Source organism: Bacillus sp. FSL W8-0770, assembly GCF_038008705.1.
Lineage (GTDB): Bacteria > Bacillota > Bacilli > Bacillales > Bacillaceae_G > Bacillus_A > Bacillus_A cereus.
On the sequence record NZ_JBBOZR010000001.1, the window covers coordinates 3,485,036 to 3,510,639 of the forward strand.

Sequence of the window (25,604 nt, forward strand, 5' to 3'; positions counted from 1 at the left end):
GGCCCCCTTCTAACTAATAGACTATGGGCAAATCATATGTGATTAATTCCTAAACCAATCGCCTCATGCTCAGATCCTTTTACAGGTGCACCAATCGTTCCATATAATGCAACAGCAACCCATTCGCCTTCTTTTTTTCCGTCGTATGGTGTACCGCGCACAATCGCAAAACGAAGTCCTACTGTACGAAGAACGTCTGCTAACTGAATTTGACCTCTCGTCACTCCGTACAAAGCTTCCATAATTGCATGATAAAGTGCATGTGTTTCTCTGTAAACGTCTGTTTCAATAACTTGGTTGCTTTTAGCCGCTGTTTCCATTGCTGCGACAACCTTTTGCGAATTCATCGAACCCACTTTCCCCGTACAATACTTCCAACCTTTTGGAATGGATAATACAGGACTTTCATTCTCATCCGCAAGTGCCAACAGCATGGCCATACGACCAATTCGATGTGTTCCTTGAAGAAGCATGTGACTCTCTCATTTCTTTTGAATTATTTGAATATTACTTAATTTAAGAATATATGAAAACGTTTAAATCGTCAATAGTTTAAAATCATATTCAAACATTTTTTTCATCCCCATAATTTTGTGTACACAAATGATTTACACAAAATTTCCAGACGTGCTATAGTCTCACTAACAGATGCAAAGGGGCGAAATTTCAGTGACAAAACGAAAAGATATTCATTTTCGAATTGAAGAGAAATTACTTGAAAGGTTTGAATTAGCACTCCATTACGAAGGTTTAAAGAAAACAGATGTATTAACACATGCAATCCAACAATTTTGCACAAAGGTGGAATGCGACAAAATGAATGATGTAAAACGTCAATATAACGTTAGCAACCATTTACAAACACGCATCGACACACATACACATTACGAAGAAAAACACGTAGATTTAGATAAACTCGTCATTAAACATTTACAACTTCAAGGGGAAGAAAACATATTAGAGGTTGGGTGCGCTAGTGGAAAATTCCTTTCCCTTTTACAAACAAATGGTCATAAAGGCCCATTAACCGGGTTTGATCAATCCGAAGCTATGCTTGCTGAAGCTGCTAAAACAAATAACTTAATAGAATGGAAACGAGGGGATGCTAGTAAACTTCCTTTCGAAACAAATTGTTATGACCTAATAATTGCAAGACATATGTTATACCATGTGAAAGATGTTGAAAAAACAATTCAAGGATTCCATAAAGTAATTCGTCCTGGCGGAACACTTTTAGCTACAACAAATTCTAGCGTTACACTACCTCGTATAGTTGAAATGTGTAACCGTATGTTAGACGCATTTGATTTACCGAAAACAACATCATCAGTCACTCCATTTTGTTTAGAAAACGGTAAAGAGATATTACAATCTGTTTTTCCAACTGTTGAAGAAACAGTTATTCATAATGCTCTCGTTTTTCATCATGCTACTCCGATTGTAAACTATATTTCTAGCATGTTCCCATCGCTAAATATACCCGATAATATGTATCTTCAAGCCGAGATGAAAGAATGGCTAACAGAAGAAATCAACCAGGAATTATCTCTCCATAACGGTATATGGCGCGATCCAAAAACGTTAGTAATTTATCGGTGTCAAAAAGAAAAAAGCTAGCATTTGCTAGCTTTTACACGTTTTCTCGTAAAAGTTTCTCCATTACTACATTGCCTTTACCACAATAAAAATCTGTATTATGTTCGTCTGCCACTCCAAAATAAGAGGCAATTGCTATTCCAAATGGTACAAATGCATGCCCTTGTGCTGTAATGATATTTGAGTGTTTCACAACTTCTTCATACACAAAATTTTCTACTGGAAAACAATCAAATTTTTGATAATCTATAGTCGCAGTATAAGAAATCCTTTTAAATAACCCTGCTTTTGCTAGTGCATACGGTCCAGCACAAATTGCCGCCACTAATTTTTCTTGTTCATGAAATTGACGAATGATTGAAAAAAGAGGTTTTGCATCTTCCAACTGTCCTTCTTCTCCACCTGGAATAAGTATCCCCTCATACTCATCTACACATACTTCACTTACTTCTATATGCGGCTGCACTTGCAATCCAGTTTCACTTATAACCAATTCTTTAGTTAAGCCCGCTGTAATGATTTCATATTTATTTTTCAGCAATGCCGTCGCTACTGTTATTTCAAACTCTGCAAATGTTGAGTATACAAATAAAAGTATTTTTTTCATAGCCCTCTCTCCTTTAACCAGTCCATAAAATATACCTCTAAATCGTCCACTGTTAATCTATTCGTGTCCACATAAGTTACAGGAAATTTTTTATACCAGTCTTTTTCAGTTTCTACTAATTTAAATTGCTCCTCAAACGTACTTCTGTTTCTTGTTCTATCATTATTTTTTCTATCATATACATTCTTTTTCGTAACATCTAAGTAAAAAATCACATCCGAACGGCATGCTCTTAATTTATATAATTCATCTTTCAATTCAGTTTCTATATCCCACTCTTCTCCTATAATCGTTGGATAAAAGAGTGTAAAAAACTCAATGTCTTCTGGTCCGCGATCAAAAATTACGACTGAATCTTTCACATTTTGAAACTCCTTTATTTTTGCTTCCATAAACATTTTTTGATTCATAATAAACCCTACTTTTGAATTCATGTCTAAATTCAATTTTTTTCGCTTCTCTACAATTGGATATGGATTTTCATATATAACTCGAAACCCTCTCTTTTCTAACCTTTTTGCTAATGTTGTTTTTCCGCTAGCCATCGGCCCTTGCAGTGAAATTACGTATGCCACACCTCTCATTCCCTTACACTTTAGTACACCTATAATATACAGAATCTTGAAAACTCTCAACATTATATATATCATCTTGTTTCTTATTCTTATCTAACTTATAATGAAAAATAGAGATTATGACGGACGCATCAATAATGTAAGCTTGGAAATCCAAGCTTACATTATTTTTTGCTTTCTCTTTTCTAATAAAAAGAGTATACTAGATTAGAACGTATGTTCTTAATAATTACATACAGTAAGGAGATAGAACAATGGTATACGACACAAAAGCAATTTCTTGGAATGAATCTTTAAAACAACTTCAACGCCGCTATACAAACAAACAAGTTGACCGAAAAGAATTTGAGGATATTGAACTGATGGAATTCTTCCGCGATAACGACTACATTTCTTTACCTACACATATAAGCGGCCTATCAAAAACACGTTTTACTTCTTACTCTATTTTCACAACTGAAGATAAAGATCGTAAAGTTGGCACACTTATTATTGAGTATGTTGAAGACGATAATAATAATTTATGTGTTGAACAACTATACTTCGTTTAAACTATAACGCTTGGTCAAAATGACCAAGCGTTCTTGCTTTCTATGAATCTCACTGTATATAATATGAATAAAAGAAAACCGCTATCATTAAGGGGGGATATGCGTGCTCGAAGGATGGTTCAGTTGGTTCATTGTATTATGGACGGTTATTTTATTAGGGCTTATGTCTATCGGTGGATACTTTATGTTCAGAAAATTCCTGAAACGATTACCAAAAGAAGACGGCATGTCCATTTTGGATTGGGAAGAACACTACATAAATAAAACGAGACATTTATGGGATGATGAACAAAAACAATTGTTAGAAGAGCTTGTAAGCCCTGTTCCAGAACTATTTCGTGATGTTGCAAAATCAAAGATTGCTGGCAAAATCGGGGAACTTGCATTACAAGAAAATGCCTCTCAAATTACACAAGACTTAATTATTAAAGGGTATATCATTGCCACACCAAAGCGTGATCATAAATTTTTAATAAAAAAACTACAAGAAAAAAAGATTGATTATTCTAACTATCGATCTTTACTCGCAAAGTAACTTCATATTATTTTCGATAAAAAAGACAGCGCCTTTGACGCTGTCTTTTTATTTGGTACATATACAGTTTTTAAGTTAGCTTCATATCTTTTTCATTATAAAAACCATCTTCTTTTTCCATTTCCTTCTGTAATTTCGTAAAGGAACGATACATTGCAATTCTCCATGACACAATCATCGCAAACGCAAGTAAGAAGAACATGCCACTAAGTTGTCCTAAATCAAGAGATTGACTTAAGTAGGTTTTAAATACAATCCGCACTACAAGTAATCCAATTAATATGAAAACAAAGGCTTTTGAACGCTTCAAATAAATCTCTTGTCCTCTAATTTCAAATTTAGATGTTTTAATAAGAAAAATAGAGAAAATCAAACCGACACCAATTGCTTCTAACATTTCTGCTGGAGTTAATCGAAATTCAGGAAAAACATACATCAATGCACCCGTACTCATAAAAAATGGTGGAAGTATAATTTTTTTCAATGTTGCAGGTTTCTTAGCTGCTTTTAAACGAATAAACATCGCACCGACAGCCATACAAACAGCAACGATACTTGATAAAAGAACTATGTTCATATTTTCTCATCCTTTTTTGTGGCTATATGCAAAATATACTTTCATTATATGCTTTTCCGTTAGTATTTCCAACATTTTCGCAGAATAATACTAAAAACCAGTAAAACCACCAAATAAACTTGAGAAATATACGATAATTTTCGTCATCCAGTTAAAGTATAGGAAGACACCCATAACAATCATAATATATCCTCCGACTTTCATGAAGGCCATACTATTTCTTTTAATCCAAGACATTTTCGTAATAAAGAATGACAGTACGAAAAACGGGATTGCAAATCCAAGTATGTAAGCAATCATATATATCATTGCTGATTCTGGATTTGTTGCTGCTAATCCAATTACAGACACTAGAATTGGTCCGGTACATGGCGTCCACCCTGCTGCAAAAGCTAATCCGATTAGTACTGATCCAAAATAGCCACTTGGACGATTTTTAAATGTAAATTTACGGTCTTGCATTAAAAATTTCGGCTTAAACACCCCGACAATAATTAAGCCGAACACGATGATAAATATACCACCTAACTGTCTGATTAAATCTTTATAGTCAGTAAAGATTCCTCCAATAAAACTTGTACCAAATCCAATTGCAATAAATATAATTGAAAATCCAAGTAAGAAAAACGCTGTATGTATCATACTTCTTTTGCGAAGCATTGCATTTTCTTCTTTCAATTCAGAAACCGACATACCTGTTATGTACGATAAAAATGCCGGATAAAGCGGTAAGCAACATGGGGAAATAAATGATAAGAACCCGGCGCCAAACGCTAAAAAAATACTAATATCTTGCATCATTCCACTCCTCTCCCTAAATATTGTAACAAAAACACATAAAAATACTATGAACAATTCGTGAAATCACTTTTACAACGTGGCAATAAGAAAAACCGCACTTCCTCACAGTTTCTAATAAAACGTTTTCATTTCCTTCTATTATATAGAAAAAAACCAAATGGATTATAAAACTCCTTTAATTGTTATTACCATAACAAAGGTAACATAGTTTCTCAAATAATTAGCACGTTACTAGTACGTCTATATACATATTGGTTTAAAAAATATTTTTTTCAAATGCTATCTCTATACAATGCAAAGTTTATTTTATAATACTTCTACTATTAAAAATTTCAAGATTATGCATAAATATCATACTTTTATTATTATCCTATAAAATGTCATACTTTTCTTTCATTTGACCCTTTATTTCTAATTTTGTATACTTCCCTCTAGTTATATATTTTCGATACGGAATAACTTCATATAGATGGGAGGAATTTTTCATGCTTCGTTATTCTCTTTTAGTTTTATTAGGAGCGTGTAGTTATGGAATTTTAGCTATTTTTGTTAAGCTTGCATATGCAGAAGGATTTTCACTTGGAGAGGTAATTGGCAGCCAATATTTGTTCGGTTGGATTATTTTGCTTGCTATTACACTTCTATTTTCTAGACATCGCGTTCCTTTAAAGCAAGCATTACTTTTATTCGTTGCAGGAACATCTGCAAGTTTTACCGGAATTTTTTATTATGCTTCATTAAAAACTGTACCAGCTTCTATTGCAATTATTCTTTTATTCCAATTCGTTTGGGTCGGAATTATCATTGAAGCAGTCGCAACAAAAACATTACCTTCAAGAGAAAAAGTTATTTCTGTTATTTTCTTACTTGTAGGGACATTTTTATCAAGTGGTTTACTTGAACAATCAGTAGGTGCTTTCGATACGACTGGGGTCATTTTAGGTTTATTATCTGCTGTTACATTCGCAACATACATTTTCGTAAGCGGAAAAGTTGCTGTTGAAGTACCTTCATTACCGCGCGGTGTTCTCTTAATGACTGGTGCTTTAACTTTAGTCATGATTGTATTCCCACCAACATTTATTTTTAATGGTGCCATTTCTCAAGGTCTTTGGAAATACGGTTTAGGATTAGGAACATTTAGTATCGTTATTCCATCTATTGCCTTTACAATCGGGATTCCAAAAATCGGTTCTGGCTTAGCGACTATTCTTGGTGCAGCGGAACTACCAGTTACAACAATTATGTCAGTATTCGTTTTAAAAGAGGCTGTACTATCTTCACAATGGTTCGGTGTATCACTTATATTAATTGGGATTGCAATCCCGCAAATTGCATACGCAATGCGTGGACGTTATCGTAAACATCATACGCATAAAAAAGTCGCAGCATAAAGTGAAACTTTAATTAGTTGAACCAATCGGGCTTTTATGGGATAAACGAGAGAGGATTTTCATTTGAGAATCCTCTCTTTTATTGTTGTATACTTATGGTAAATATTTTGCTGAAGAAAGAAGGCATACTACATGGTATCTATTTCAAATCAACTAAAAGAAAAACTTATTTCCATCCGTCGACATTTACATGAGTATCCAGAACTATCATATGAAGAGTTCGAAACAACAAAAGCAATAAAAAATTGGTTAGAAGAAAAAAATATTACTATCATTGATTCCAATTTAGAAACAGGAATTATCGCTGAAGTGTCTGGTAATAAAAACGGACCAATTGTAGCAGTTCGTGCTGATATTGATGCCCTTCCTATTCAAGAAGAAACACATTTGTCCTATGCATCTAAAGTACGAGGGAAAATGCATGCTTGTGGACACGATTTTCATACAGCTGCTATTTTAGGTACTGCTTTCTTATTAAAAGAAAGAGAATCTTCCCTAAATGGAACGGTTCGCTTCATATTCCAACCAGCTGAAGAAAGTAGTAATGGCGCTTGCAAAGTTATTGATGCTGGACATTTACGTAATGTGCAAGCGATTTTCGGCATGCATAATAAACCTGATTTACCAGTAGGTACAATTGGCATTAAAGATGGTCCACTGATGGCTGGAGTTGATCGATTTGAAATTGAAATTCACGGAGTTGGTACACACGCGGCTGTACCAGATGCTGGCGTAGATCCTATTGTCGCATCCTCTCAAATTGTGATGGCACTGCAAACAATTGTAAGCCGAAATATAAGTTCATCTCATAATGCGGTTGTTAGTGTTACAAATATTCATGCAGGAAATACGTGGAACGTGATTCCTGAAAAAGCTATGTTAGAAGGAACGATTCGCACGTTCCAAGCTGAAACACGTGAAAAGATTCCAGCACTCATGGAGCGTATTATTAAAGGTGTATCTGATGCATTAGGTGTAAAAACGAAATTCCGTTTTTATTCAGGTCCTCCTGCTGTTCACAACGATAAAGCTCTTACAGACTTATCTACTCAAGTTGCCACAAAGATGAATCTTAATATCATCTCGCCTAGTCCGTCAATGGCTGGAGAAGATTTCTCATTTTACCAACAGGAAATACCAGGTTCATTCGTCTTTATGGGAACGAGCGGTACACATGAATGGCATCATCCTGCTTTTACAATTAATGAAGAGGCACTGCCTATAAGTGCAGAATACTTTGCTTTACTAGCCGAAAGAGCACTTAAACAATTCTCATAAAAAAAGCCGTTCAAAGTGCATCTCAGCACCCTGAACGGCTTTTCTTATTAAGTTAAATCACGTTTTAAAAACACAGTATATGAAATACATAAAAATACGAACAAATAAAGTAGTAACATACATGATGCAAATGGGAATGTTACTCCATCAATAAAACTTCCATTCTTTGAAATACTATATAAATCTGTGTTTGCTGGCAATAAATATTTCGCCCAGTTATATCTAGTGGCTGCTAATAACGCAATATTGCCTGATAAAGCAAGGAATAGTGAAATACCAATTGCACCTCCACTAGATCTCGTTAACACAGAAATCATAAATGCAAACGATGCATACACAACCGTTGGTAACCACGATAAAACAAAATATTTACTTGCTTCCACAAAAATATTTTGTTTTATTATATTTCCATCTTGGAAAATAAACTCACTCCATGCAGGCTGTTGGAATTTATAAATAACAAGTCCACATAAAGCGGAGAAAATCATATTAAATATAAACAATAAAGCTGCAAATATAACGATTGCTAAAAACTTTGCTGTTAAAATTTTAAATCGACTCGCCGGACGGATTGTTAAAAATTTATATGTTCCCCAGCTATATTCATTCGCAAAAATTGTACTTGCATACACGAGGATAAATGGGAGCAAAATTGGAAATACGATAAAACCTGTATCTCTCATGAAAGAAAGTGGAGAACTGCTTGCCGGTGCTGTATCTGTATCTAAATGCTTCATCTTAAGCTGGTATTCTTTTACAAGCTCATCCCCTGATTTTTCTGCTAAAATAACTTCTTTTTTCATGCCAAGCTTTTTCTCAATTTCTACAGTACGTTCTGTATAATCTACTTTCCATCCTTTTGTTTCCGGTTCAAAATACTTTACCGTAACCCACCCTAATCCGATTATTAATACTGCAATAACCGCAAATGGAATAATCGTTCGCTTCCGCTTAAATATTTTATACAGTTCGTTATATACTAAATTAAACAATATCTTTTCCCCCTGTTAATTCTAAAAATTGCTCTTCTAACGTTTTTCTTTCTTCATATACACGATACACTTGAATATTTTTCTCAAGCAATGTACGAATAACATTTGGGATTTCTTCATCTTTTACATTAATAAGTAATTCATTATCTTTTACTAAAACATCATGCCCTAATATTTCCGCTGCTTTATTCGCATCATCTACACGTATACGGATCGTCTCCATCTCTTCGCTTTGGCTATGCTGAATATTTTGCGTAGCCACATATTCCCCGTGCTGAATAATGATAACTCTGTCACACATTAATTCAACTTCTGAAAGTAAGTGACTTGATACAAGTACAGCTTTTCCTTGTTCATGTGCAATTTTTTTTATGTACATTCTCATTTCATGTATTCCACTAGGGTCTAATCCATTTGTCGGTTCATCTAGTATCAACACGTCTGGATCGTGAATAAGCGCCTGAGCGATTCCTAAACGTTGTCTCATGCCGAGTGAATACGCTTTTACTTTGCGATCAATTACTTGTCCCATCCCTAACAATTTCACTACTTCATCAATACGTTCTTCGGTCACATTACCATTCATTCGTCCGAAATATGTTAAATTTTCATACCCGCTCAAAAAAGGATAAAATTCGGGTGTCTCAATTACCGCCCCAATTTTCGCAGCGGTTTTTTCAAATTGCTGTTTCACAGATTGACCATCAATCCATACTTCACCTTCTGTCATACGGATCATACCAACCATCATTCTCATTAAAGTCGTTTTTCCAGCACCGTTTGGTCCGAGTAAACCGACAACCTCGCCTTTTTTCACTTCAAAACTAATATTTTGTACAAGTGTCTTTGAGCCGATTCGCTTCGTTAACCGATCGACTTTTACAATTGATTGTTCATTTGTCATTCTATACAACCTTTCCTTCCTATTCTTTGTCAGGTCTTTTCACTGTAACATGATTATTTTTATGTGTAAAATTGAAAAAAGCATGATTTCTCATGCCCTTTCTTTTAATCGCAACGAATTTTCATCTTTTAAACTTCGAACAAATCGATAACATTGCATCATCGTTATTAAAACGACAGTCATCATAATTATACTAATAATTACAACTGCATATATTGTAATTGGCGCACTATTTACTCCTTGTATCCCTGCGATTTTCATAAAGATAACCGTAAATAATTTTAAAAATAACATCCCATTAACTAATCCAAAAACAAACGCTGCTCCATAAATGAATAATTGCTCCTGACATAATAAACATAGTACTTCTTTTCTTTTTATATTTTCTGCTACATAAGATGTAAACTCCTCTCTCCTCACTAGCAAAAGGGAGTACATCATTTTATATGTAGTAAAAATACATATGAAAATTAGTACAATAAACAGTGTGTAAAAATACATTTGAAATACAAATGCATCCCCTACTTTCAAAATAGCTCCTTCATTAAATTGTAACGATATCATAAAAAACAAAATCATAGTACTCATAGCAATCCACATAAATTGCTTCATCCTTTTGGTAGCAAATGTTCTAATATTTTTTCTCGCTAACCGACATAAAGACATAAAATTCTTCCCCTACCTTATTACATACGCATTCTATACTACTAGTGTATAAAAATATGACATTTTAAACATCGCACTACAATCGGAATTTCTTCTAAGTCTTTAGTCCTAGAAAACGAAATGATAAAAAATCACATTTAGAATATAATTGTAAAAAGGAGGAGATTGCATGCGTATAAAATTACTATCAATCTTGTGTTTATTATTACTCACAAGTTGTAGCCAAATAAAAAACAATGAAGTTGCCGTTGTTGAGCCATACAAATTAACAAAAGAGCAAGCTTCTATTTTACAAATGACTCCTTTTCAAGAAGGAAATAGCATGTTTTATAACGTTACTCTTAAAAATGATAAAGATGAAATAAATGCTACAATTGATTATTATAACAATGGTAAAAAAACAAAAGAAATTGCTAATATAGCTACCTCACATTTTTCAAAAAAGAAAGTAAAGCTTTCTTTTTTACCACCACATTTCCAATTCGATAAAGATATACAAGAAAAAAGGCAGTGGTATCTGAATATTGAAGGTGGTTCAACACTTGTTCCTGAAGAAGCGCCACCAAGCGTAAATAGCTCTGCAACTACTACAATCCAATCTATAAAAAATTTAAAATACAATCAAAAAACAACTTTAGCTGCTGTAATCCAAACCAGTAAAGAAACTGTAAGCGTTCCTACCATTGATGAAGAAACTGGTATTGATCTACTCTTAAAAGAAAATGAACACGTTTATCTATTTAGTATCGAGCTAAAAAAAGAACAATAAAGCGGAAATGCAACTTAAGTTGCATTTCCGCTTTATTGTTTAATAAGGTGTACTTTTATGAATTTGAATTAAATCCATATTCTGTTACTACTATTGCTCATCTTCTACTTCTATTCTTTTCTTCTCTCTTGCAATTTTTAAAAACTCTAGTAGCTCTGGATTACTATTCATTTTTTTGTAAGCCACTGACATTTCTGCAACAAAATTAGAATCATATAACTCTTTATATACAACTTCTGTTTTATATAACTTATTTGCCGACACGGGTATTACTGTAATTCCAATCCCTGCTGCTACAAGCCCCATAACTGTTTGATACTCTGTTGCTTCTTGTACAATACGCGGACTAAATCCAACTTCTCTGCAAAGAGATAAAATTGTATCATACAAAGCTGGCCATACTGGTCTCGTAATAAATACAAACGGCTCATCTCGTAAATCTTCTATATGTATTTCATCTTTCTCTGCAAGTGGATGTGCCTTTGGTAAACATAAGGTGCAAGATAACCTTTGAATTGGCTCTAATTCTAATAATTGCGTTGGAATTGGTGGACGTAAAAAGCCAATATCGATACGGTTATCATGAAGTGCATGAACTTGATCTGGTGTTGACAATTCATGTAATGCAACAGACACTCTCGGAAATTTTTTTCTATATTCCCTAACAATTGATGGTAAAATATCATATATCGCCGCACCTACAAAACCAATTGAAAGTGATCCTACTTCTCCCCTTTGCGCACTTTGTGCAACTTCTACTGCTTTTTCAATTTGTTCAAACGCCTTTTTTACTTCTTTTAAAAACATTTCTCCTGCTTCTGTTAGTTCAACCTTTCTTTTCGTTCTTGAAAATAATGTAACTCCCATTTCTTTTTCTAATTGCTGTATTTGTTGACTAAGTGGTGGTTGTGTCATTTGTAAACGAGCAGCCGCCCGTCCAAAGTGTAACTCTTCTGCCACAACAACAAAATATTGCAAATGCCGTAATTCCATTTTTGGACACCCTTTTCACTTTCGATTAATATGTCTAATATATTAATAACATATAATTTATATATTAGACAAATATTTTGAATGAACGTATAGTAGAAATTGTTAATTCTTTTTTACAATTTTTATGTAAAAAAAGAAAGAGGTGGTTACTGTATGAAATGGTGGAAGTTAAGCGGACAAATTTTATTACTATTTTGTTTCGCTTGGACAGGTGAATGGATTGCAAAACAGGCACACCTCCCAGTTCCAGGAAGTATAATCGGTATTTTTTTATTATTAATTTCATTAAAATTTAACCTAGTTAAAAAAGAATGGATACAGGACGGAGCAGATTTTTTATTAAAAGAACTTATTTTATTTTTCATCCCTTCTGCAGTCGCTGTCATACGTTACAGAGATACACTAACACAATATGGAATCGATCTCATTTTAATTATTATGATTAGCACTCTTTGCGTTACCTTAGTTACAGGACTTTTAACAGAATTGCTACTAAAGCGGAAAGGATCAACGCAATGATCGGATTTCTTTGTTTACTATTAACACTATTCACATATTGGCTATCAAAAAAAATGTATCAACGCTGGAATTGGAGTCTACTTTCTCCTCTTCTCGTCTGTCCCATTATTTTAATTGCTTTATTGCTCGGATTAGATACACCTTATGAAACATATGAATCTGGTGGTCACTGGTTAACTGAATTATTAAAACCCGCAACAGTTGCTTTTGCATGGCCAATCTATAAATACTTTGATTTATTAAAGAAACATGGAATGGCTATCTTACTTAATGTCATTGTCGGTTCGTTTTTATCAGTCATTACTTCAGCACTACTAGCAAATTATTTTCAAATTGATTCATCACTAGAACATAGTTTAGCGCCACATATCGTAACAACACCAATCGCAATGGCTATTTCAGAAATGATTGGTGGTATGTCACAATTAACTGCTGTATTTGTCGTTTTAACTGCCTTAACAGGAGCATTGCTCGGCCCTTCTCTCATACGTATTTGCCGTATTAAAACAGCAATCGCAAAAGGTATTATGTTAGGAACGAGCGCAAATGGAACCGGTACATCAAAAGCATTCGAAATCGGTCCTGTGGAAGGAACAATTGCAAGTTTATCCATGCTTTTAACAGCAGGCGCTAGTTTAGTTATCGTTCCGCTTTTCTTGTCTTGGATACATTAAAGAAGCAAGTATTTACATACTTGCTTCTTTATCTATATATTGGCACAGCAATTCATAATCCTCTGGAAAAGCTAAACACAATTGTTCAACTTCATGTATCCCTTTCCAAACAATTTCATGTATTAACTCATCAGGGTCTTGGATTTTCATATTACCGCCTATTTGTTTAACAAAATAATAATGGACATACACTGGAACACCGTATGTAATACCCTCTTTTTCATATATTTTATTTACAACTTCCACATTGTAACCTGTTTCTTCCCAAACTTCCCTGATACAACATTCTTCTAGTGTCTCTCCCTTTTCAAGTCCTCCACTTGGGACAGACCACCTTTTTTCTTCTCCCTCTTTGCCCTGCAGTACCATTAAAACTTCATTTCTTTCATTTACACATACCGCTGCACTACCTATCCATCTCTCCATAAACATCCCTCCCCTACTAAAATTCGCCTTCTTTATTATTTTCCCCTTGAAAAAAAGAGGAAATAATAAAACAATGACGAAAAGTTACATCAACTTCATAGACAATCCCTTCTTAGAAATTAAAACTGGAAGGATGAAAATATGATTTCTAATTATGTCGTGGAATGTGTCTTTTGTGAAGAAAATCGAAAACCTCGCCAAGCTATTGTCACAGTTCCCGCCACTACTCAGCTACTAGCCCTTGAAAAAGTGCGCGCGGAATGCAAACGTCGCTTTGGAAAAACTGTATTATTGCAAACAGAAATTAAAGAAGAAATAATTTTCGAACAAAAAGAAAGCTGACCATAAATTGGTCAGCTTTCATATCCGATCATATTTTCACATGAAGATTAGGGGCATCCTCTTTAAGGATCGGGATTTTCCCATTATGTACGTTCCATAATGGTCATCGAACAATATATTTCTATGCAATTAACTATTGAATAGAATAGGGCAAAACTTGTTCGCATTTTTAGAAAAGGGATAGGGATATAATTCAAGTAGTACTTCGAATACTCGAACTTTACACTCATAATATTAAAACAAATCCTTTTATATGGGAAATATGAATTACCTATATAATTCATTCGTAAAATATATTAATAGTTTGCTATATTAATTTTATCCCGCTATTTGTAGGCAGTAACCCCCTGCTGATTATAATTTCACTTTATTCCATCAATAGCATACAACCAGCTAAAACCGGTGTCATAATCATCGAAAACCTCAAAAGCGTTCGCGGTGCATAATTTGTAAACTTCGCGCCAATGTATGCCCCTAACATGGTCCCAATCAATACTTGTAATAACAATATATAATCTAAATATCCTTCCGAACTATATCCTATCCCGCCTCCAATTGCAATCGGTAATATAACAAGCATTGTTGTCCCTACAGATTGCTGAATCGTAAGTCCCAATAGAACCATTAATCCAAGTTGAATAAACGGTGCAGAACCAATCCCAAATGAACCAGCCATCATTCCAGTAACTAATCCAAGGCATACACATTTCAACAAGTAGTTCACGGAAAACTCTTTATGTTTATATAAAGACGACTTTTCTTTGTTTTGGAACATAATTAATTTAATAAACATAAAAATTGCCGATAAAAATAACATCCCAGCTGTAAACCAATGAAGAAGATGTGCTGGTATAAGTGAACCAAATTTAGAACCAATATAAGAGCCAATTGCGCCAAATCCCCCAACAATCCCGCCTATAATAAGTGCAACATTGCCTTCACGGTAATGACTTACAACACCTGATAATGTCGTAAATGCCATTGCAGTTAAAGATGTTGCAAGAGCAACATGAATAGGGATTTGGAATACTAAAGTGAGTATCGCGATAATAAACCCAGCTCCTCCAGCTCCAACAAATCCTAATAAAATACCCATTACTAACATTGTTATAATTATTGCCACAGACTTTCCCTCCAATAACACAATTATCCATCATATTTATCCTTACATACAAATAAAAAGCATCCTAGATGGATGCTTTTTATTTCAATGATATGTACTTAATCTTGATTAATCAAAATAACTGCTGGACCAGCGACCACCACTCCAGCTACTTCTATCTTTTCAAATTCCTTTACTGTAATAGAGATAACTCCTTCTCTTTCCATCAATTCTTTACTCAGGACATCAGTCGGGATTGCTTTCACCGTCTTACCTCCTTTTCATTTATACAATATGATAAAGTGAAACTTTAATGAGTGGGGTTTTTGTCCGTACTTATTAATTATTACCCCTCACCAATCGGACTAATAATCACCCAATGCATCTATATATATGCATCACCTCCGCTTTCATTCCTTATTCCACTCAAAAACCTCCTCCCCCTTCCGTGACATATTGAAAAATAAAAAAGAAGCTATAACATATAGCTTCCCTCTACGTTTCTTTAATCTTTATGCACCGTATATTCCATGACTTTTCCATCTCTATCAAATTGGAAAACAAGCTGTTCGCTATCTATTGGAATAAAGCCACGTTCAGTCCCAAGATAATACAAAGTGGTAACTCCTTCTTCCCCACTTCTCGTTTCCGTTGGAGCTCCTAACAATTGTATAATTTCTTCATTTGATTTCTCTATTAATTTATATTTTTGTAATAGATCATCTACCATATATACCCGCTTATCTGCATGATTTAACCATCTATTTTGATTAAACTTTGATGTATATTCATTTACACTTAGTTGTACAGTGCACACTATTAATGGTATGAGTGCTACTATTAACCCCCCCAACATTTGCTTCTTTTCTTCATTACGATTTTTAGAAACATATAAAATAGCCCTTTGAATCATGACTAATAAAACAAATGGTATGAATACTACAAAAATGCTCCTTACACTTAAGGGTATATGGACCATATCAATGACGAATATAAATAGAATGTACATTACTATATACAAACAAAAATAGACATACAAAATGCCACGTAGCATAGCGTTCAGAAAGATCTCCCCTTTTAACTCACTATATAATTCATCCGGCTAATCATTTCTCGAATCTGTTCTAATTCTTGCACTGTATATACTACTTTCCCTGCTAAGATTTCATTTCTGAAGAACGTTACAATTTGCTCCCGATCTTTTAATCTAGGTGTTTCCTCACTAGAAAGATCTATTATTTCTTTTCCATTTTCATTATAAAAATATACAACTGGTTTTACCTTTTCTTTTATACTATTAGCCTGTATTTCATTCAAACAATTGTATAAAATTTTAGATAGTTTCTTCGCCTTATATACTGGATTTCCTTCATTTTTCACTTGCATAGTTGACGAATCTTTACCTACTATATATTCAAATGTCTCTTCTTTTTCAACTTCTTGTTGATACTTACCCATTTCATCAATCATAAATGAATATATACCAGCATTTTCTTTCGTTAAACCATGAATTAATTTCTCGTTCCATTCTTTCGTCTCCAGTAGATAAATACCAGTTTTGCACAAGATGAGATGATGGATTCTATTATCGTTTATTTCACTATTATTTTTAATAAAAACATTCGGCATGACTTGAAATTCAGCATCTAATATGATGCCTTGCTCTATGAATCCTCGCTTCATATAATGTAATGTTTCGTACGTATTCATTTCAGCACCGTTTTTAGTATATTCTCGTAAATTTGCAATTAATTTTTGAAACATATGTATTTCGTTATTATGTTTATTTTGCATTTCACTACGTTCTTTACTATGCTGCATAGCTAATTGATTTTTCATCATACGCATATTTTCAATTTCTCTATTTGCACTTACTTGTAAATCATTGTATTTTTTCTGTTCCATATTTTTTAAATTATTTTGTTGTTCTTTATGCTCTATCACCGTAGCTGCAATTTCGTTTTCATACGTTTCAATTGCTTGTTTCTTTTCAAATTCTACTTGCTGACTCTCTGATTCTAACTGTTTATTTTTATAAAACAGCACAAATACTACAGCTAATAATATTAAAACCGCACCTATTAGCACATAATTCATATTTTTACCCCTTTATTTCATTTTCTATTATTTTTTTAAAATATATCTACTATAGTATACTATGGTTTCGATATAGACTTTGTAAAAGTTGTATATTTTTAATAAAGTGAAACTTTAATCAGTGGGGGTTTTGTTCCTTCCCCACTGATTATTAGTTGAACCAATCGGGCGTTTACTGGCAATTGATCCCCCCTAACTTCTTTGCTTCCGCTGAATTTTGAGGTGGGGGTCTTACCGCCAGTTAATGCGGGATAAAAGGCACCTCTGACGGGGCACCTTTTATTTTCACTCTATTGTACACCATACTGAATATAACTTGGATCGTAGTATATCCATTGATTTGTCCCTAAGCAAAGCCATCCATCTTGCTTACTCCATACTCGATACGATTCACCATGATGTAACTGTCTTATAACATTTCCTTTTAATGATGGAGCGTCACGTAAATTTACATTATCACCAGTAATAGTCGCCACATAATGTTTATACTGAATATAACTCGGATCATTATATACCCACTGATTTGTCCCTAAACAAAGCCATCCATCTTGTTCTCCCCAAACTTCATATGTTTCGCCACGATTCAATTGGCGAATTACACTAGACTGCAAAGATGGTCCACTTCTCAAATTCACATTATCTCCATTAATTATAGCAACCCCGTACACTGGAGTTGCATTATTAGGCGGAGAAACATTCCCTCCACCACTTACTCCATTCCCTTGTAAAGCTTCTAGTGAAACTGCAGCTGATACATCACAATTTCCTACACCTGAAATTTGTCCAGAATCTGTGTACTGCCATGCTGTCCACGCTGTCCATCCACCAGCATCAGCAGGCGGTGTACTAGAGTATTTAGCAATCCAAAGTGGAATATCACTTAATCCGCTAATTCCGAACTCATTAATATACCAAACTCCTGTATATAACATTACATCTTTTCCAGTAGCCTGTTTCACATAATTTATGAAGCTTCTTGCCCAATTCGATATAGCGCTACCAGTTAAATTACTATTACTCGGATCTTTTGGTGATTCTAAATCCAGAACTGGCATTAAGTCTGTCTGGTTACTTTGTAATATACTCACAAAATATTTCGCCTCTGAAATTGCATCATTTTGTTCTGGATGTGCAAAATGGTATGCACCAATTAATACATTCGCACTTCGGGCTGCTTGTACATTTTTAGTAAAAGTAGGATCAATATAATTTACACCTTCTGTCGCTTTTGCATACGCTGCTGGAATTCCAGATGCCTTCACTGCATTCCAATCAATATTCCCTTCCCAATGAGACACATCAATAAACGTAACATTTGAACTCGATCTGTTTTGCATATAAAATCTCCTATCAATTTTTTTACTTCGTATACATACAATATGTACAAATTTCATAAGAGGACACGACATTTATGCTATAGAAACAAAGAGTAAATATATTTTGTATACAAAATAAAAAAGACCTTGTATTTACAAGGCCTTTTGCAAACTCCCTTTATTTTGTAACAAGTACATATTATAATACAAACCTTGCTCACTTAGTAATTCTTGATGTGTTCCTCTTTCTACTATCTCTCCATCATGCATCACAAAAATTTGATCTGCATCTTGAATTGTAGATAACCTATGCGCAATGGCTATCGTCGTTCTACCTTTTCGCATTTGTTGCAACGCTGTTTGAATAGCCTCTTCTGTTTCTGTATCGATATTAGCTGTTGCTTCATCTAATACTAATACTTTCGGATTCGTTGCTATAGTTCTAGCAAAAGCAATTAATTGTCGTTGACCGCTTGAAAATGCTGCACCTCTTTCTACTACTTCTGTTTCATACTGCTCTGGTAACTTTTCAATAAACGTATTCGCTTGCACAAATCGAGCAGCTTCTTTTACTTCTTCATCCGTAATTTCTTCATTATACATACGAATATTTTGCTTTACATTTCCAGCAAATAAAAATGCATCTTGCAATACGAGTCCTATTTTCTTTCTAATTTCTCGTTCTTCAAATTTTTCTAAATCTACACCGTCTATTACAATATTTCCTGACTTAAGATTATAAAATCGCATTAACAAATTCATAATCGTACTTTTTCCGCTACCAGTATGCCCAACAAAAGCAACCGTTTGCCCTTGTTTCACGTGAAATGATACATTTTTTAAAACGTCACGCTTTCCATCATACGAAAAAGTAACATTTTTAAATTCAATATCTCCATCCACAACTTGAGGATTCTCATTGCCTTTTTGAACCGGTGCTAAATCTTTCTCGTCCATTAAATGAAATACACGTGATGACGAAACAAGTGCCTGTTGGAAAAAGGACAATTTCATCATCATCTCATTTACAGGTTGGAAGAAACGATGTATATAGTTAACAAAAGCATATAAAACTCCTACTTCAACAGGGCTCTTTAAAGCATCAATCCCAAATAAACCTAGTACTAACGCAATAGCTACAATATGTACTAAATCCGTAGCTGGTCGTAAAAGTAATGCGTCTAACTTCAAAGTACGTCGCCCTGCACTATAATGTTTATTATTCACTTCTTCAAACTCTTTTCTCATACGTTTTTCTTGTCTGAACACTTGAACAATATTCATTCCTTGTATGGACTCGTTCAATTTTGCATTTAACACGCTTAGTTGATTACGTACTTCTAAATAAAAAGCTGCACTTTTCCGGCGATATAATACCATAATCGCGAACATTATCGGAATTAATACGAGAGAAAATAACGCTAATTTTACATCTAATAAAAACATCGCTATTAAAATACCTACTAAAAAGACTACATTTTTCACAAATGTTGATAATACACTGACATAAAAATCTTTAATCGCTTCCGTATCATTCGTTATACGAGATACGAGCGTACCAATTGGCGTACGATCAAAGAAACTTAATGACAGCTTTTGAACATGTTCATATACTTCAACTCGCATATCTTGAACAATCTTAAAAGCAATGTTCTGAAAGTACAATAGATTTAAATACGTAAATAATACTTTTAATAAATGAGCAACTATGTAAATTACAAATAAAGTAACGAGTGCTGATCGTTCAAAATCCCGCGGTACTAGGTGTTCATCGAGGAATTGTTTAATTAAAAAAGGCCCCATCATTTCCGTTACTGTCGCACCAACTAAAAAGATAAACGCTAAAGATAGCAACCCTTTATATGGCTTCATATAAGAAAGCAATCTACTTAAATCACTTCGCTTCTTCTCTACCATCATACGCCTCCTTTCTCAACTAAAGCTTCTAATTGCTGACTTTCATACATTTCTTTATACCAGCCGTTTTCCTTCATTAATTCCTCATGTGTACCTCTTTGTACAATTCTACCTTCATCAACAACAAGAATAAGATTGGCATGCTGAATTGCACTTAATCGGTGTGCAGTAATAATCGTCGTTTTCCCTGCTCTTTCCCTCTTTAAGGCACTTAAAATTGTCTCTTCTGTTTTTGCATCTACCGCTGATAAACAATCATCCAAAATTAAAATTTCAGCATTTGTTAATAAAGCACGAGCAATAGAGATTCGCTGTTTTTGACCACCAGATAACGAAACGCCTCTTTCCCCTACTACTGTTTCATATCCTTCTGAAAATTGGAGGATATCATTATGAATACAAGCAATATCTGCAGCTTGGGTAATTTCATTATATGTAGCATCCGCCTTTCCAAAGGCGATATTCTCACCAATACTTGCTGAAAATAAAAAATGATCTTGTGGCACATATGAAATAGCAGAACGGACACCATGAAGTGTTAAATCTCGAATATCTCGCTCCCCAACTTTTAATTCACCATTAAAATGATCATACTCACGGATTAAACATTTTAATAAAGTCGTTTTCCCTGCACCTGTACGTCCTACAACTCCTAGCGTTTCGCCCTTCTTCAAATCAAAGTGAATATCGTTTAAATGTAACAGTTCATTTTTCTTATACGAAAATGAATCAACGGCAAACGAAACATTACCGCTCGCTATCGTATGTACAGCATTTTCTCTATTTACTACATCTGATTTTTGTGAAAGAATTTTTTCTACACGGTCATATGAAGCACGCCCACGCTCCATAATATTGAACAACCATCCAAACGCTAACATTGGCCAAACGAGGGTACCTAAATATGTCGTAAATGTAACGAGATCACCTACTGTTAATTCACCTCTTACAACTAATACCGATCCGTAACATACTGCAATTAAAAAAGAAAATCCAACGATAAGAGCGATTGTCGGATCAAATAACGAATCAATACGTGCAACTAACACATTTTTATGCACAACATCTTCTGATTTTTTTCGAAACGCCTGCAAATCTTCTTTCTCTTGTCCAAGCGATCGAATCACTTTCATTCCACTCATACTCTCTTGCACTTTATCATTAATTTCCGAAAACGATTGCTGTGCTTTATGAAACCTTTTATGTAATAACGTTCCATAATAATTTGTCGAAATGGCTACAATCGGCATCGGAATTAAACTTAACAATGTTAACTTCCAACTAATTGTAAAACCCATCGCTACGAGTACACATCCCCCAACAGCTAATGAATCAACAAGCGTTAAAACACCCGCTCCAGCAGTTTGCTGGATCGCTTGAATATCATTGGTCGCATGTGCCATTAAATCACCTGTTCGATTTGACTGATAGAAAGATGGACTCATCTTTGTAAAATGTTCATATAAATTTTTTCGTAATTGGCGAGCTAATTTTAACGAAGACCCGAAAATCATAATACGCCATATGTAACGTAATATGTACATCGTAATGCCTACAATTACTAATAGTACAACCCATTTTAGTAACTTATCGGTCGTCAATGTTCCATCATTAATTTCATCTACAACGATTCCAATTACTTTTGGTGCTACAAGTTCTAAAAGTGCAACGCCAAACAATAAAATAATTCCAGTTATGTACGCTCGTTTTTCTTGTTTAAAAAACCACGCTAAATTCATAAACACTTTCATTTTTTTCCTCCTCCCTTAAAATGAGCGATGTTTTCAGTTTACCAAAAATACAGAATTTTTAAAAGTTTTAAAAACTATAACTAACAAAAAGAAAGACACTCTTAGCGAGTGTCTTTTAGCGCTTATTTCATTTGTTGCTTGTTCATTGCGCTCATCATTTGATTGATTTTCTTTTGGGAAGGTTTTTGTCCCATTTGCATCATCATCATTTTTAACATTTGTTCGTTAATTGGTGGATTTTTTTGTAAGTAATTCATCATATATTTGCGGGCAATGAAAAATCCTAACGCCACGCCTGCTACTAGTGCTACTACGCCCACTAGAATACCTAACCAAATTGGCATATATTTTCCTCCTTCATGTTGTCTACCTTACAGTGTACTAAAACCTTTTCAATAAGACAAGATACAATTCGACATTTTTTACACATATGTTCGTACTTGTTTTAGAGGATTCAGCCATCCGTACTTTGTATTTTCATAATCCATAGCTAAAAATGTTAATTCACACTTTCTTAACACCTCAAAGAATGTTGTTTCCATAGAGACATTTCCAGAGGTATTCATACGAATATAGTGCGGTTTCACCATTATTTCGCCGTACTCCGCTCCCGTATAAAGTGTATGTGTATGATGTGTTCTATCATATTTACCAAGAACGCGCAAAGCTTGTTCTAATTTATGATGAATTTTCATTACTTGCAATGGCATCGTTATATACATCATTTGCTTATATAACACTTTTTTCTCCGAAAGGGACCCAGATTCTGAAAATCGAGCAAATAAATCAAAAAACAAATATTCACGACCAAAATAAGCTTTCGCAATATCCTCTTGAATTAAATACAATTCATACGTTTTCATTTTTCCACTCCCAATCTGGACAACCTTTTCTCTTCATTATATATAAGAAAATTTGCAATGATTGTCTGACTGCGGAGAGATAAAAAACTTTTTCTGTCGAAAAAACTCATTTACATAGAAAAACCTCTCCATGCCGGAGAGATTTTTCTGAAATCATTAAAGCATTTCTTTTACTTTACGAACAACGTTCTCTACAGTAAATCCATACTCTTCCATAATCTTCTCACCAGGAGCAGAAGCACCGAACGTATCGATACCTAACACATCTCCTTCAAGACCTACGTAACGGTGCCATCCGAATGTAGCACCCATTTCGATTGCGAAACGTTTTGTTACTGCTTTTGGTAATACAGATTCTTTGTACTCTGCAGTTTGAGCTTCGAAGCGATCCATAGATGGCATGCTGACAACAGCTGCGTCAACGCCGTCTACTGCTAATGCTTTTTGAGCTTCAACAGCTAGGCTTACTTCAGATCCAGTTGCAAGTAAGATTACATCAGCCGTTTCTTTCTTGCTTGCAGAAACTACATATGCACCTTTTGCTACTTTTTCATACGTATCATCTTTTGCACCTTCTAATGTTGGAAGGTCTTGACGAGTTAATACTAAAGCAGTTGGTTTGTTTGTAGATTCTAAAGCAAGTCTCCAAGCTGCAACAGATTCGTTACCATCAGCAGGACGGATAACAGAAACGTTTGGCATTGCACGAAGCGCTGCTAATTGCTCGATTGGTTCATGTGTTGGACCATCTTCACCAACAGCGATACTGTCATGTGTGAATACATACGTTACTGGCAATTGCATTAATGCTGCAAGGCGAATTGCTGGACGTAAGTAATCAGAGAATACGAAGAACGTACCACCGTAAGTTTTTAAACCACCATGTAGTGCAATACCGTTCATTGCTGCACCCATTGCGAACTCACGTACACCGTACCAAATGTTTTTACCGCTGTAATCATCTCTTGTAAAGTCTTTTTCGTTATTCATGTATGTTTTGTTAGAACCAGCAAGGTCAGCAGATCCACCGAAGAATGATGGTACAGACTCTGCAATTGCATTAATTACAGCACCAGAAGAATTACGAGTTGCTGCTTTTGATCCTAATTCATAAGTTGGTAGGTTTTGCTCCCAACCTTCTGGAAGTTGACCGTTCATTGCTGCTTGGAATTCGTTTGCTAATTCTGGGTATGCTTGTGCATATTCACCTAGCATCGTGTTCCACTCAGCTTGCGCAGTTTCACCAACATCTTGTACTGTTTTACGGAAGTTGTCATATACTTCTTCTGCTACGTGGAAGTCTTGCTCAGCAGTCCAAGCATATGCTTCTTTCGTTAATTTTGTTTCTTCTACACCAAGTGGAGAACCATGTGAAGCTGATTTTCCTGATTTGTTTGGAGAACCGAAACCAATTGTCGTTCTTACTTCAATTAGCGTTGGGCGTTTTTCGTCAGCTTTCGCTTCTTCAATTGCTTTCGCGATTGCTTCAATATCGTTTCCATCCTCAACACGGATTACTTGCCATCCGTATGCTTTGTAACGATCTTCTACACTTTCAGAGAATGAACGATTTAAATCGCCATCTAATGAAATATCGTTTGAATCATAAAGCACAACAAGACGACCTAATTGTAAATGAGCAGCTAATGAAGATGCTTCAGCAGAAACGCCCTCCATTAAATCTCCATCACCACAAATAGCGTATGTATAATGATCTACTACATTATACGCATCACGGTTATATTTAGCAGCTAAATGTCTTTCAGCCATTGCCATACCTACAGCAGTTGCAATACCTTGTCCAAGTGGACCAGTCGTTGCATCTACACCAGCTGTATGACCGTACTCAGGATGTCCTGGAGTTTTGCTTCCCCATTGACGGAAGTTCTTTAAGTCATCCATTGTTACATCATAACCAGATAGGTGAAGTAGGCTGTATAATAACATTGAACCATGACCTGCAGATAATACGAAACGATCACGGTTAAACCACGTTGGGTTATTTGGATTGTGTTTCATAAATTGAGTCCATAATGTATAAGCCATTGGTGCTGCACCCATTGGCATTCCTGGGTGACCAGAGTTTGCTTTTTCAATCGCATCGATGGATAATGTGCGAATCGTGTTGATAGAAAGTTGTTCGATTGAATGTGACATGCTATTCTTCCCTTCGCTTATATTAGTAAACGTTTTATACATTTATATGATAGCTTCCCACGCAAGATTATACAACATGTATCGACAAATATGTTGATATTTTTTTGATTTTTTATAAAAAAATCAATGTTTCCGGGAATGTATGGGCATTCAATATGACATACTTTTTCATTATTTTTATTTTAAAAAGAAAGGGAATTAT

At 34.7% G+C, this 25,604-nt stretch carries 30 protein-coding genes; 9 read left to right on the forward strand and 21 right to left on the reverse strand.

Translation table 11 applies throughout. From position 1 onward, the window contains the following. Window positions 1-32: 32 nt before the first annotated feature. Entirely contained in the window at window positions 33-473 is a 441-nt protein-coding gene (gene hutP / locus NST27_RS17855) for a hut operon transcriptional regulator HutP (protein ID WP_000926516.1), read from the reverse strand. A 196-nt stretch (window positions 474-669) separates the two neighbouring features. Between hutP and NST27_RS17860 the strand changes: the two genes are divergently transcribed. After that, the gene (locus tag NST27_RS17860; RefSeq protein ID WP_000166755.1) at window positions 670-1,617 is read left to right on the forward strand and encodes a class I SAM-dependent methyltransferase; all 948 of its coding nucleotides are present in this window, start codon (window positions 670-672) and stop codon (window positions 1,615-1,617) included. Between the two features lie 13 nt (window positions 1,618-1,630). Here NST27_RS17860 and NST27_RS17865 read toward each other — a convergent pair whose 3' ends face one another. Together NST27_RS17865 and NST27_RS17870 are read right to left on the reverse strand one after the other, a co-directional pair. Beyond that, window positions 1,631-2,203 carry a DJ-1/PfpI family protein gene (locus tag NST27_RS17865; RefSeq protein ID WP_000722230.1) on the reverse strand — a complete coding sequence of 191 codons (573 nt, stop codon included), beginning with the start codon at window positions 2,201-2,203 and terminating at the stop codon, window positions 1,631-1,633. Next, window positions 2,200-2,787 carry an AAA family ATPase gene (locus NST27_RS17870; RefSeq protein WP_001986424.1) on the reverse strand — a complete coding sequence of 196 codons (588 nt, stop codon included), beginning with the start codon at window positions 2,785-2,787 and terminating at the stop codon, window positions 2,200-2,202. Before NST27_RS17870 ends, NST27_RS17865 begins: the two co-directional genes overlap by 4 nt. 245 nt (window positions 2,788-3,032) lie before the next feature. On the opposite strand from NST27_RS17870, the gene NST27_RS17875 reads away from it, so the two are divergent. Both NST27_RS17875 and NST27_RS17880 read left to right on the forward strand, forming a co-directional pair. Beyond that, a complete protein-coding gene (locus tag NST27_RS17875) occupies window positions 3,033-3,329 on the forward strand; it encodes a hypothetical protein (protein ID WP_000262400.1) in 297 nt (98 codons plus the stop codon). Between the two features lie 103 nt (window positions 3,330-3,432). Then, window positions 3,433-3,864: a DUF2621 domain-containing protein gene (locus NST27_RS17880; RefSeq protein WP_000889387.1), complete on the forward strand. Its 432-nt coding sequence runs from the start codon at window positions 3,433-3,435 to the stop codon at window positions 3,862-3,864. Window positions 3,865-3,934: 70 nt separating this feature from the next. On the opposite strand, the gene NST27_RS17885 is transcribed toward NST27_RS17880, so the two are convergent. From NST27_RS17885 to NST27_RS17895, 3 genes are all read right to left on the reverse strand, one after another. Then, on the reverse strand, window positions 3,935-4,441 hold the full coding sequence (locus NST27_RS17885; protein ID WP_001028440.1) for a CcdC family protein: 507 nt from the start codon (window positions 4,439-4,441) through the stop codon (window positions 3,935-3,937). Window positions 4,442-4,531: 90 nt separating this feature from the next. Continuing rightward, window positions 4,532-5,239 carry a cytochrome c-type biogenesis protein CcdA gene (ccdA, locus tag NST27_RS17890; RefSeq protein WP_001152676.1) on the reverse strand — a complete coding sequence of 236 codons (708 nt, stop codon included), beginning with the start codon at window positions 5,237-5,239 and terminating at the stop codon, window positions 4,532-4,534. Between the two features lie 16 nt (window positions 5,240-5,255). Beyond that, window positions 5,256-5,405 carry a peptidase T gene (locus NST27_RS17895; protein ID WP_080008939.1) on the reverse strand — a complete coding sequence of 50 codons (150 nt, stop codon included), beginning with the start codon at window positions 5,403-5,405 and terminating at the stop codon, window positions 5,256-5,258. A gap of 322 nt (window positions 5,406-5,727) precedes the next feature. Between NST27_RS17895 and NST27_RS17900 the strand changes: the two genes are divergently transcribed. Both NST27_RS17900 and NST27_RS17905 read left to right on the forward strand, forming a co-directional pair. After that, window positions 5,728-6,636, forward strand: a complete 909-nt coding sequence (locus NST27_RS17900) for an EamA family transporter (protein WP_000947046.1) — start codon at window positions 5,728-5,730, stop codon at window positions 6,634-6,636. Window positions 6,637-6,768: 132 nt separating this feature from the next. Further along, a complete protein-coding gene (locus NST27_RS17905) occupies window positions 6,769-7,914 on the forward strand; it encodes a M20 peptidase aminoacylase family protein (protein ID WP_000253670.1) in 1,146 nt (381 codons plus the stop codon). A gap of 47 nt (window positions 7,915-7,961) precedes the next feature. Here NST27_RS17905 and NST27_RS17910 read toward each other — a convergent pair whose 3' ends face one another. The 3 genes from NST27_RS17910 to NST27_RS17920 all read right to left on the reverse strand — a co-directional run bounded on the left by NST27_RS17910 (window position 7,962) and on the right by NST27_RS17920 (window position 10,476). Further along, entirely contained in the window at window positions 7,962-8,906 is a 945-nt protein-coding gene (locus NST27_RS17910; RefSeq protein WP_047386626.1) for an ABC transporter permease, read from the reverse strand. Next, complete coding sequence (locus NST27_RS17915) at window positions 8,899-9,810, reverse strand: ABC transporter ATP-binding protein (protein ID WP_000180622.1); 912 nt, start codon at window positions 9,808-9,810, stop codon at window positions 8,899-8,901. The genes NST27_RS17910 and NST27_RS17915 overlap by 8 nt, the downstream gene beginning before the upstream one ends. A gap of 90 nt (window positions 9,811-9,900) precedes the next feature. Further along, window positions 9,901-10,476 carry a hypothetical protein gene (locus tag NST27_RS17920; RefSeq protein WP_000050627.1) on the reverse strand — a complete coding sequence of 192 codons (576 nt, stop codon included), beginning with the start codon at window positions 10,474-10,476 and terminating at the stop codon, window positions 9,901-9,903. Window positions 10,477-10,645: 169 nt separating this feature from the next. On the opposite strand from NST27_RS17920, the gene NST27_RS17925 reads away from it, so the two are divergent. Then, entirely contained in the window at window positions 10,646-11,245 is a 600-nt protein-coding gene (locus tag NST27_RS17925) for a hypothetical protein (RefSeq protein ID WP_001220607.1), read from the forward strand. 90 nt (window positions 11,246-11,335) lie between these two features. Here the strand turns inward: NST27_RS17925 and alsR are convergent, their stop codons facing one another. Then, the gene (gene alsR, locus NST27_RS17930) at window positions 11,336-12,238 is read right to left on the reverse strand and encodes an acetoin biosynthesis transcriptional regulator AlsR (protein WP_000423235.1); all 903 of its coding nucleotides are present in this window, start codon (window positions 12,236-12,238) and stop codon (window positions 11,336-11,338) included. 153 nt (window positions 12,239-12,391) lie between these two features. Here alsR and NST27_RS17935 point away from each other — a divergent pair, with 153 nt between their 5' ends. Together NST27_RS17935 and NST27_RS17940 are read left to right on the forward strand one after the other, a co-directional pair. Next, the gene (locus NST27_RS17935) at window positions 12,392-12,757 is read left to right on the forward strand and encodes a CidA/LrgA family holin-like protein (protein WP_000872365.1); all 366 of its coding nucleotides are present in this window, start codon (window positions 12,392-12,394) and stop codon (window positions 12,755-12,757) included. Continuing rightward, complete coding sequence (locus NST27_RS17940; protein ID WP_000578965.1) at window positions 12,754-13,431, forward strand: LrgB family protein; 678 nt, start codon at window positions 12,754-12,756, stop codon at window positions 13,429-13,431. Before NST27_RS17935 ends, NST27_RS17940 begins: the two co-directional genes overlap by 4 nt. A gap of 12 nt (window positions 13,432-13,443) precedes the next feature. Here NST27_RS17940 and NST27_RS17945 read toward each other — a convergent pair whose 3' ends face one another. Next, entirely contained in the window at window positions 13,444-13,857 is a 414-nt protein-coding gene (locus tag NST27_RS17945; RefSeq protein ID WP_047386629.1) for an NUDIX hydrolase, read from the reverse strand. Between the two features lie 141 nt (window positions 13,858-13,998). On the opposite strand from NST27_RS17945, the gene NST27_RS17950 reads away from it, so the two are divergent. Further along, window positions 13,999-14,199 (forward strand): DUF3903 domain-containing protein, encoded by a 201-nt coding sequence (locus NST27_RS17950; RefSeq protein WP_000625226.1) that lies wholly within the window; start codon window positions 13,999-14,001, stop codon window positions 14,197-14,199. 367 nt (window positions 14,200-14,566) lie between these two features. Here the strand turns inward: NST27_RS17950 and NST27_RS17955 are convergent, their stop codons facing one another. The 10 genes from NST27_RS17955 to tkt all read right to left on the reverse strand — a co-directional run bounded on the left by NST27_RS17955 (window position 14,567) and on the right by tkt (window position 25,402). Further along, a complete protein-coding gene (locus NST27_RS17955; protein WP_000974667.1) occupies window positions 14,567-15,322 on the reverse strand; it encodes a sulfite exporter TauE/SafE family protein in 756 nt (251 codons plus the stop codon). A 98-nt stretch (window positions 15,323-15,420) separates the two neighbouring features. Continuing rightward, window positions 15,421-15,567 (reverse strand): BC1881 family protein, encoded by a 147-nt coding sequence (locus tag NST27_RS17960; RefSeq protein ID WP_000644411.1) that lies wholly within the window; start codon window positions 15,565-15,567, stop codon window positions 15,421-15,423. A 239-nt stretch (window positions 15,568-15,806) separates the two neighbouring features. Beyond that, on the reverse strand, window positions 15,807-16,355 hold the full coding sequence (locus tag NST27_RS17965) for a hypothetical protein (protein WP_000943749.1): 549 nt from the start codon (window positions 16,353-16,355) through the stop codon (window positions 15,807-15,809). Between the two features lie 23 nt (window positions 16,356-16,378). Next, window positions 16,379-17,398 (reverse strand): NERD domain-containing protein, encoded by a 1,020-nt coding sequence (locus NST27_RS17970; RefSeq protein ID WP_001110274.1) that lies wholly within the window; start codon window positions 17,396-17,398, stop codon window positions 16,379-16,381. 290 nt (window positions 17,399-17,688) lie between these two features. Beyond that, the gene (locus NST27_RS17975) at window positions 17,689-18,735 is read right to left on the reverse strand and encodes a GH25 family lysozyme (protein ID WP_047386635.1); all 1,047 of its coding nucleotides are present in this window, start codon (window positions 18,733-18,735) and stop codon (window positions 17,689-17,691) included. A 132-nt stretch (window positions 18,736-18,867) separates the two neighbouring features. After that, window positions 18,868-20,631, reverse strand: coding sequence for an ABC transporter ATP-binding protein (locus NST27_RS17980; RefSeq protein WP_000229518.1), 1,764 nt, complete (start codon window positions 20,629-20,631; stop codon window positions 18,868-18,870). Further along, window positions 20,631-22,382 (reverse strand): ABC transporter ATP-binding protein, encoded by a 1,752-nt coding sequence (locus tag NST27_RS17985; protein WP_000862450.1) that lies wholly within the window; start codon window positions 22,380-22,382, stop codon window positions 20,631-20,633. Before NST27_RS17985 ends, NST27_RS17980 begins: the two co-directional genes overlap by 1 nt. Before the next feature lie 122 nt (window positions 22,383-22,504). After that, window positions 22,505-22,726, reverse strand: a complete 222-nt coding sequence (locus NST27_RS17990; RefSeq protein ID WP_001123317.1) for a YneF family protein — start codon at window positions 22,724-22,726, stop codon at window positions 22,505-22,507. Between the two features lie 78 nt (window positions 22,727-22,804). Then, the gene (gene sirA, locus NST27_RS17995) at window positions 22,805-23,245 is read right to left on the reverse strand and encodes a sporulation inhibitor of replication protein SirA (RefSeq protein ID WP_000860645.1); all 441 of its coding nucleotides are present in this window, start codon (window positions 23,243-23,245) and stop codon (window positions 22,805-22,807) included. Window positions 23,246-23,401: 156 nt separating this feature from the next. Next, complete coding sequence (gene tkt / locus NST27_RS18000; RefSeq protein ID WP_000019766.1) at window positions 23,402-25,402, reverse strand: transketolase; 2,001 nt, start codon at window positions 25,400-25,402, stop codon at window positions 23,402-23,404. Between the last annotated feature and the right edge of the window lie 202 nt (window positions 25,403-25,604).

Bases quoted from the DNA above. Each gene is read 5' to 3' on its own strand.
- hutP (WP_000926516.1), bottom strand. From the start codon at position 473: ATGCTTCTTCAAGGAACACATCGAATTGGTCGTATGGCCATGCTGTTG.
- NST27_RS17865 (WP_000722230.1), bottom strand. From the start codon at position 2,203: ATGAAAAAAATACTTTTATTTGTATACTCAACATTTGCAGAGTTTGAA.
- NST27_RS17870 (WP_001986424.1), bottom strand. From the start codon at position 2,787: ATGAGAGGTGTGGCATACGTAATTTCACTGCAAGGGCCGATGGCTAGC.
- NST27_RS17875 (WP_000262400.1), top strand. From the start codon at position 3,033: ATGGTATACGACACAAAAGCAATTTCTTGGAATGAATCTTTAAAACAA.
- NST27_RS17885 (WP_001028440.1), bottom strand. From the start codon at position 4,441: ATGAACATAGTTCTTTTATCAAGTATCGTTGCTGTTTGTATGGCTGTC.
- ccdA (WP_001152676.1), bottom strand. From the start codon at position 5,239: ATGCAAGATATTAGTATTTTTTTAGCGTTTGGCGCCGGGTTCTTATCA.
- NST27_RS17900 (WP_000947046.1), top strand. From the start codon at position 5,728: ATGCTTCGTTATTCTCTTTTAGTTTTATTAGGAGCGTGTAGTTATGGA.
- NST27_RS17905 (WP_000253670.1), top strand. From the start codon at position 6,769: ATGGTATCTATTTCAAATCAACTAAAAGAAAAACTTATTTCCATCCGT.
- NST27_RS17915 (WP_000180622.1), bottom strand. From the start codon at position 9,810: ATGACAAATGAACAATCAATTGTAAAAGTCGATCGGTTAACGAAGCGA.
- NST27_RS17920 (WP_000050627.1), bottom strand. From the start codon at position 10,476: ATGTCTTTATGTCGGTTAGCGAGAAAAAATATTAGAACATTTGCTACC.
- NST27_RS17925 (WP_001220607.1), top strand. From the start codon at position 10,646: ATGCGTATAAAATTACTATCAATCTTGTGTTTATTATTACTCACAAGT.
- alsR (WP_000423235.1), bottom strand. From the start codon at position 12,238: ATGGAATTACGGCATTTGCAATATTTTGTTGTTGTGGCAGAAGAGTTA.
- NST27_RS17935 (WP_000872365.1), top strand. From the start codon at position 12,392: ATGAAATGGTGGAAGTTAAGCGGACAAATTTTATTACTATTTTGTTTC.
- NST27_RS17940 (WP_000578965.1), top strand. From the start codon at position 12,754: ATGATCGGATTTCTTTGTTTACTATTAACACTATTCACATATTGGCTA.
- NST27_RS17945 (WP_047386629.1), bottom strand. From the start codon at position 13,857: ATGGAGAGATGGATAGGTAGTGCAGCGGTATGTGTAAATGAAAGAAAT.
- NST27_RS17950 (WP_000625226.1), top strand. From the start codon at position 13,999: ATGATTTCTAATTATGTCGTGGAATGTGTCTTTTGTGAAGAAAATCGA.
- NST27_RS17965 (WP_000943749.1), bottom strand. From the start codon at position 16,355: ATGCTACGTGGCATTTTGTATGTCTATTTTTGTTTGTATATAGTAATG.
- NST27_RS17970 (WP_001110274.1), bottom strand. From the start codon at position 17,398: ATGAATTATGTGCTAATAGGTGCGGTTTTAATATTATTAGCTGTAGTA.
- NST27_RS17975 (WP_047386635.1), bottom strand. From the start codon at position 18,735: ATGCAAAACAGATCGAGTTCAAATGTTACGTTTATTGATGTGTCTCAT.
- NST27_RS17980 (WP_000229518.1), bottom strand. From the start codon at position 20,631: ATGGTAGAGAAGAAGCGAAGTGATTTAAGTAGATTGCTTTCTTATATG.
- NST27_RS17985 (WP_000862450.1), bottom strand. From the start codon at position 22,382: ATGAAAGTGTTTATGAATTTAGCGTGGTTTTTTAAACAAGAAAAACGA.
- NST27_RS17990 (WP_001123317.1), bottom strand. From the start codon at position 22,726: ATGCCAATTTGGTTAGGTATTCTAGTGGGCGTAGTAGCACTAGTAGCA.
- sirA (WP_000860645.1), bottom strand. From the start codon at position 23,245: ATGAAAACGTATGAATTGTATTTAATTCAAGAGGATATTGCGAAAGCT.
- tkt (WP_000019766.1), bottom strand. From the start codon at position 25,402: ATGTCACATTCAATCGAACAACTTTCTATCAACACGATTCGCACATTA.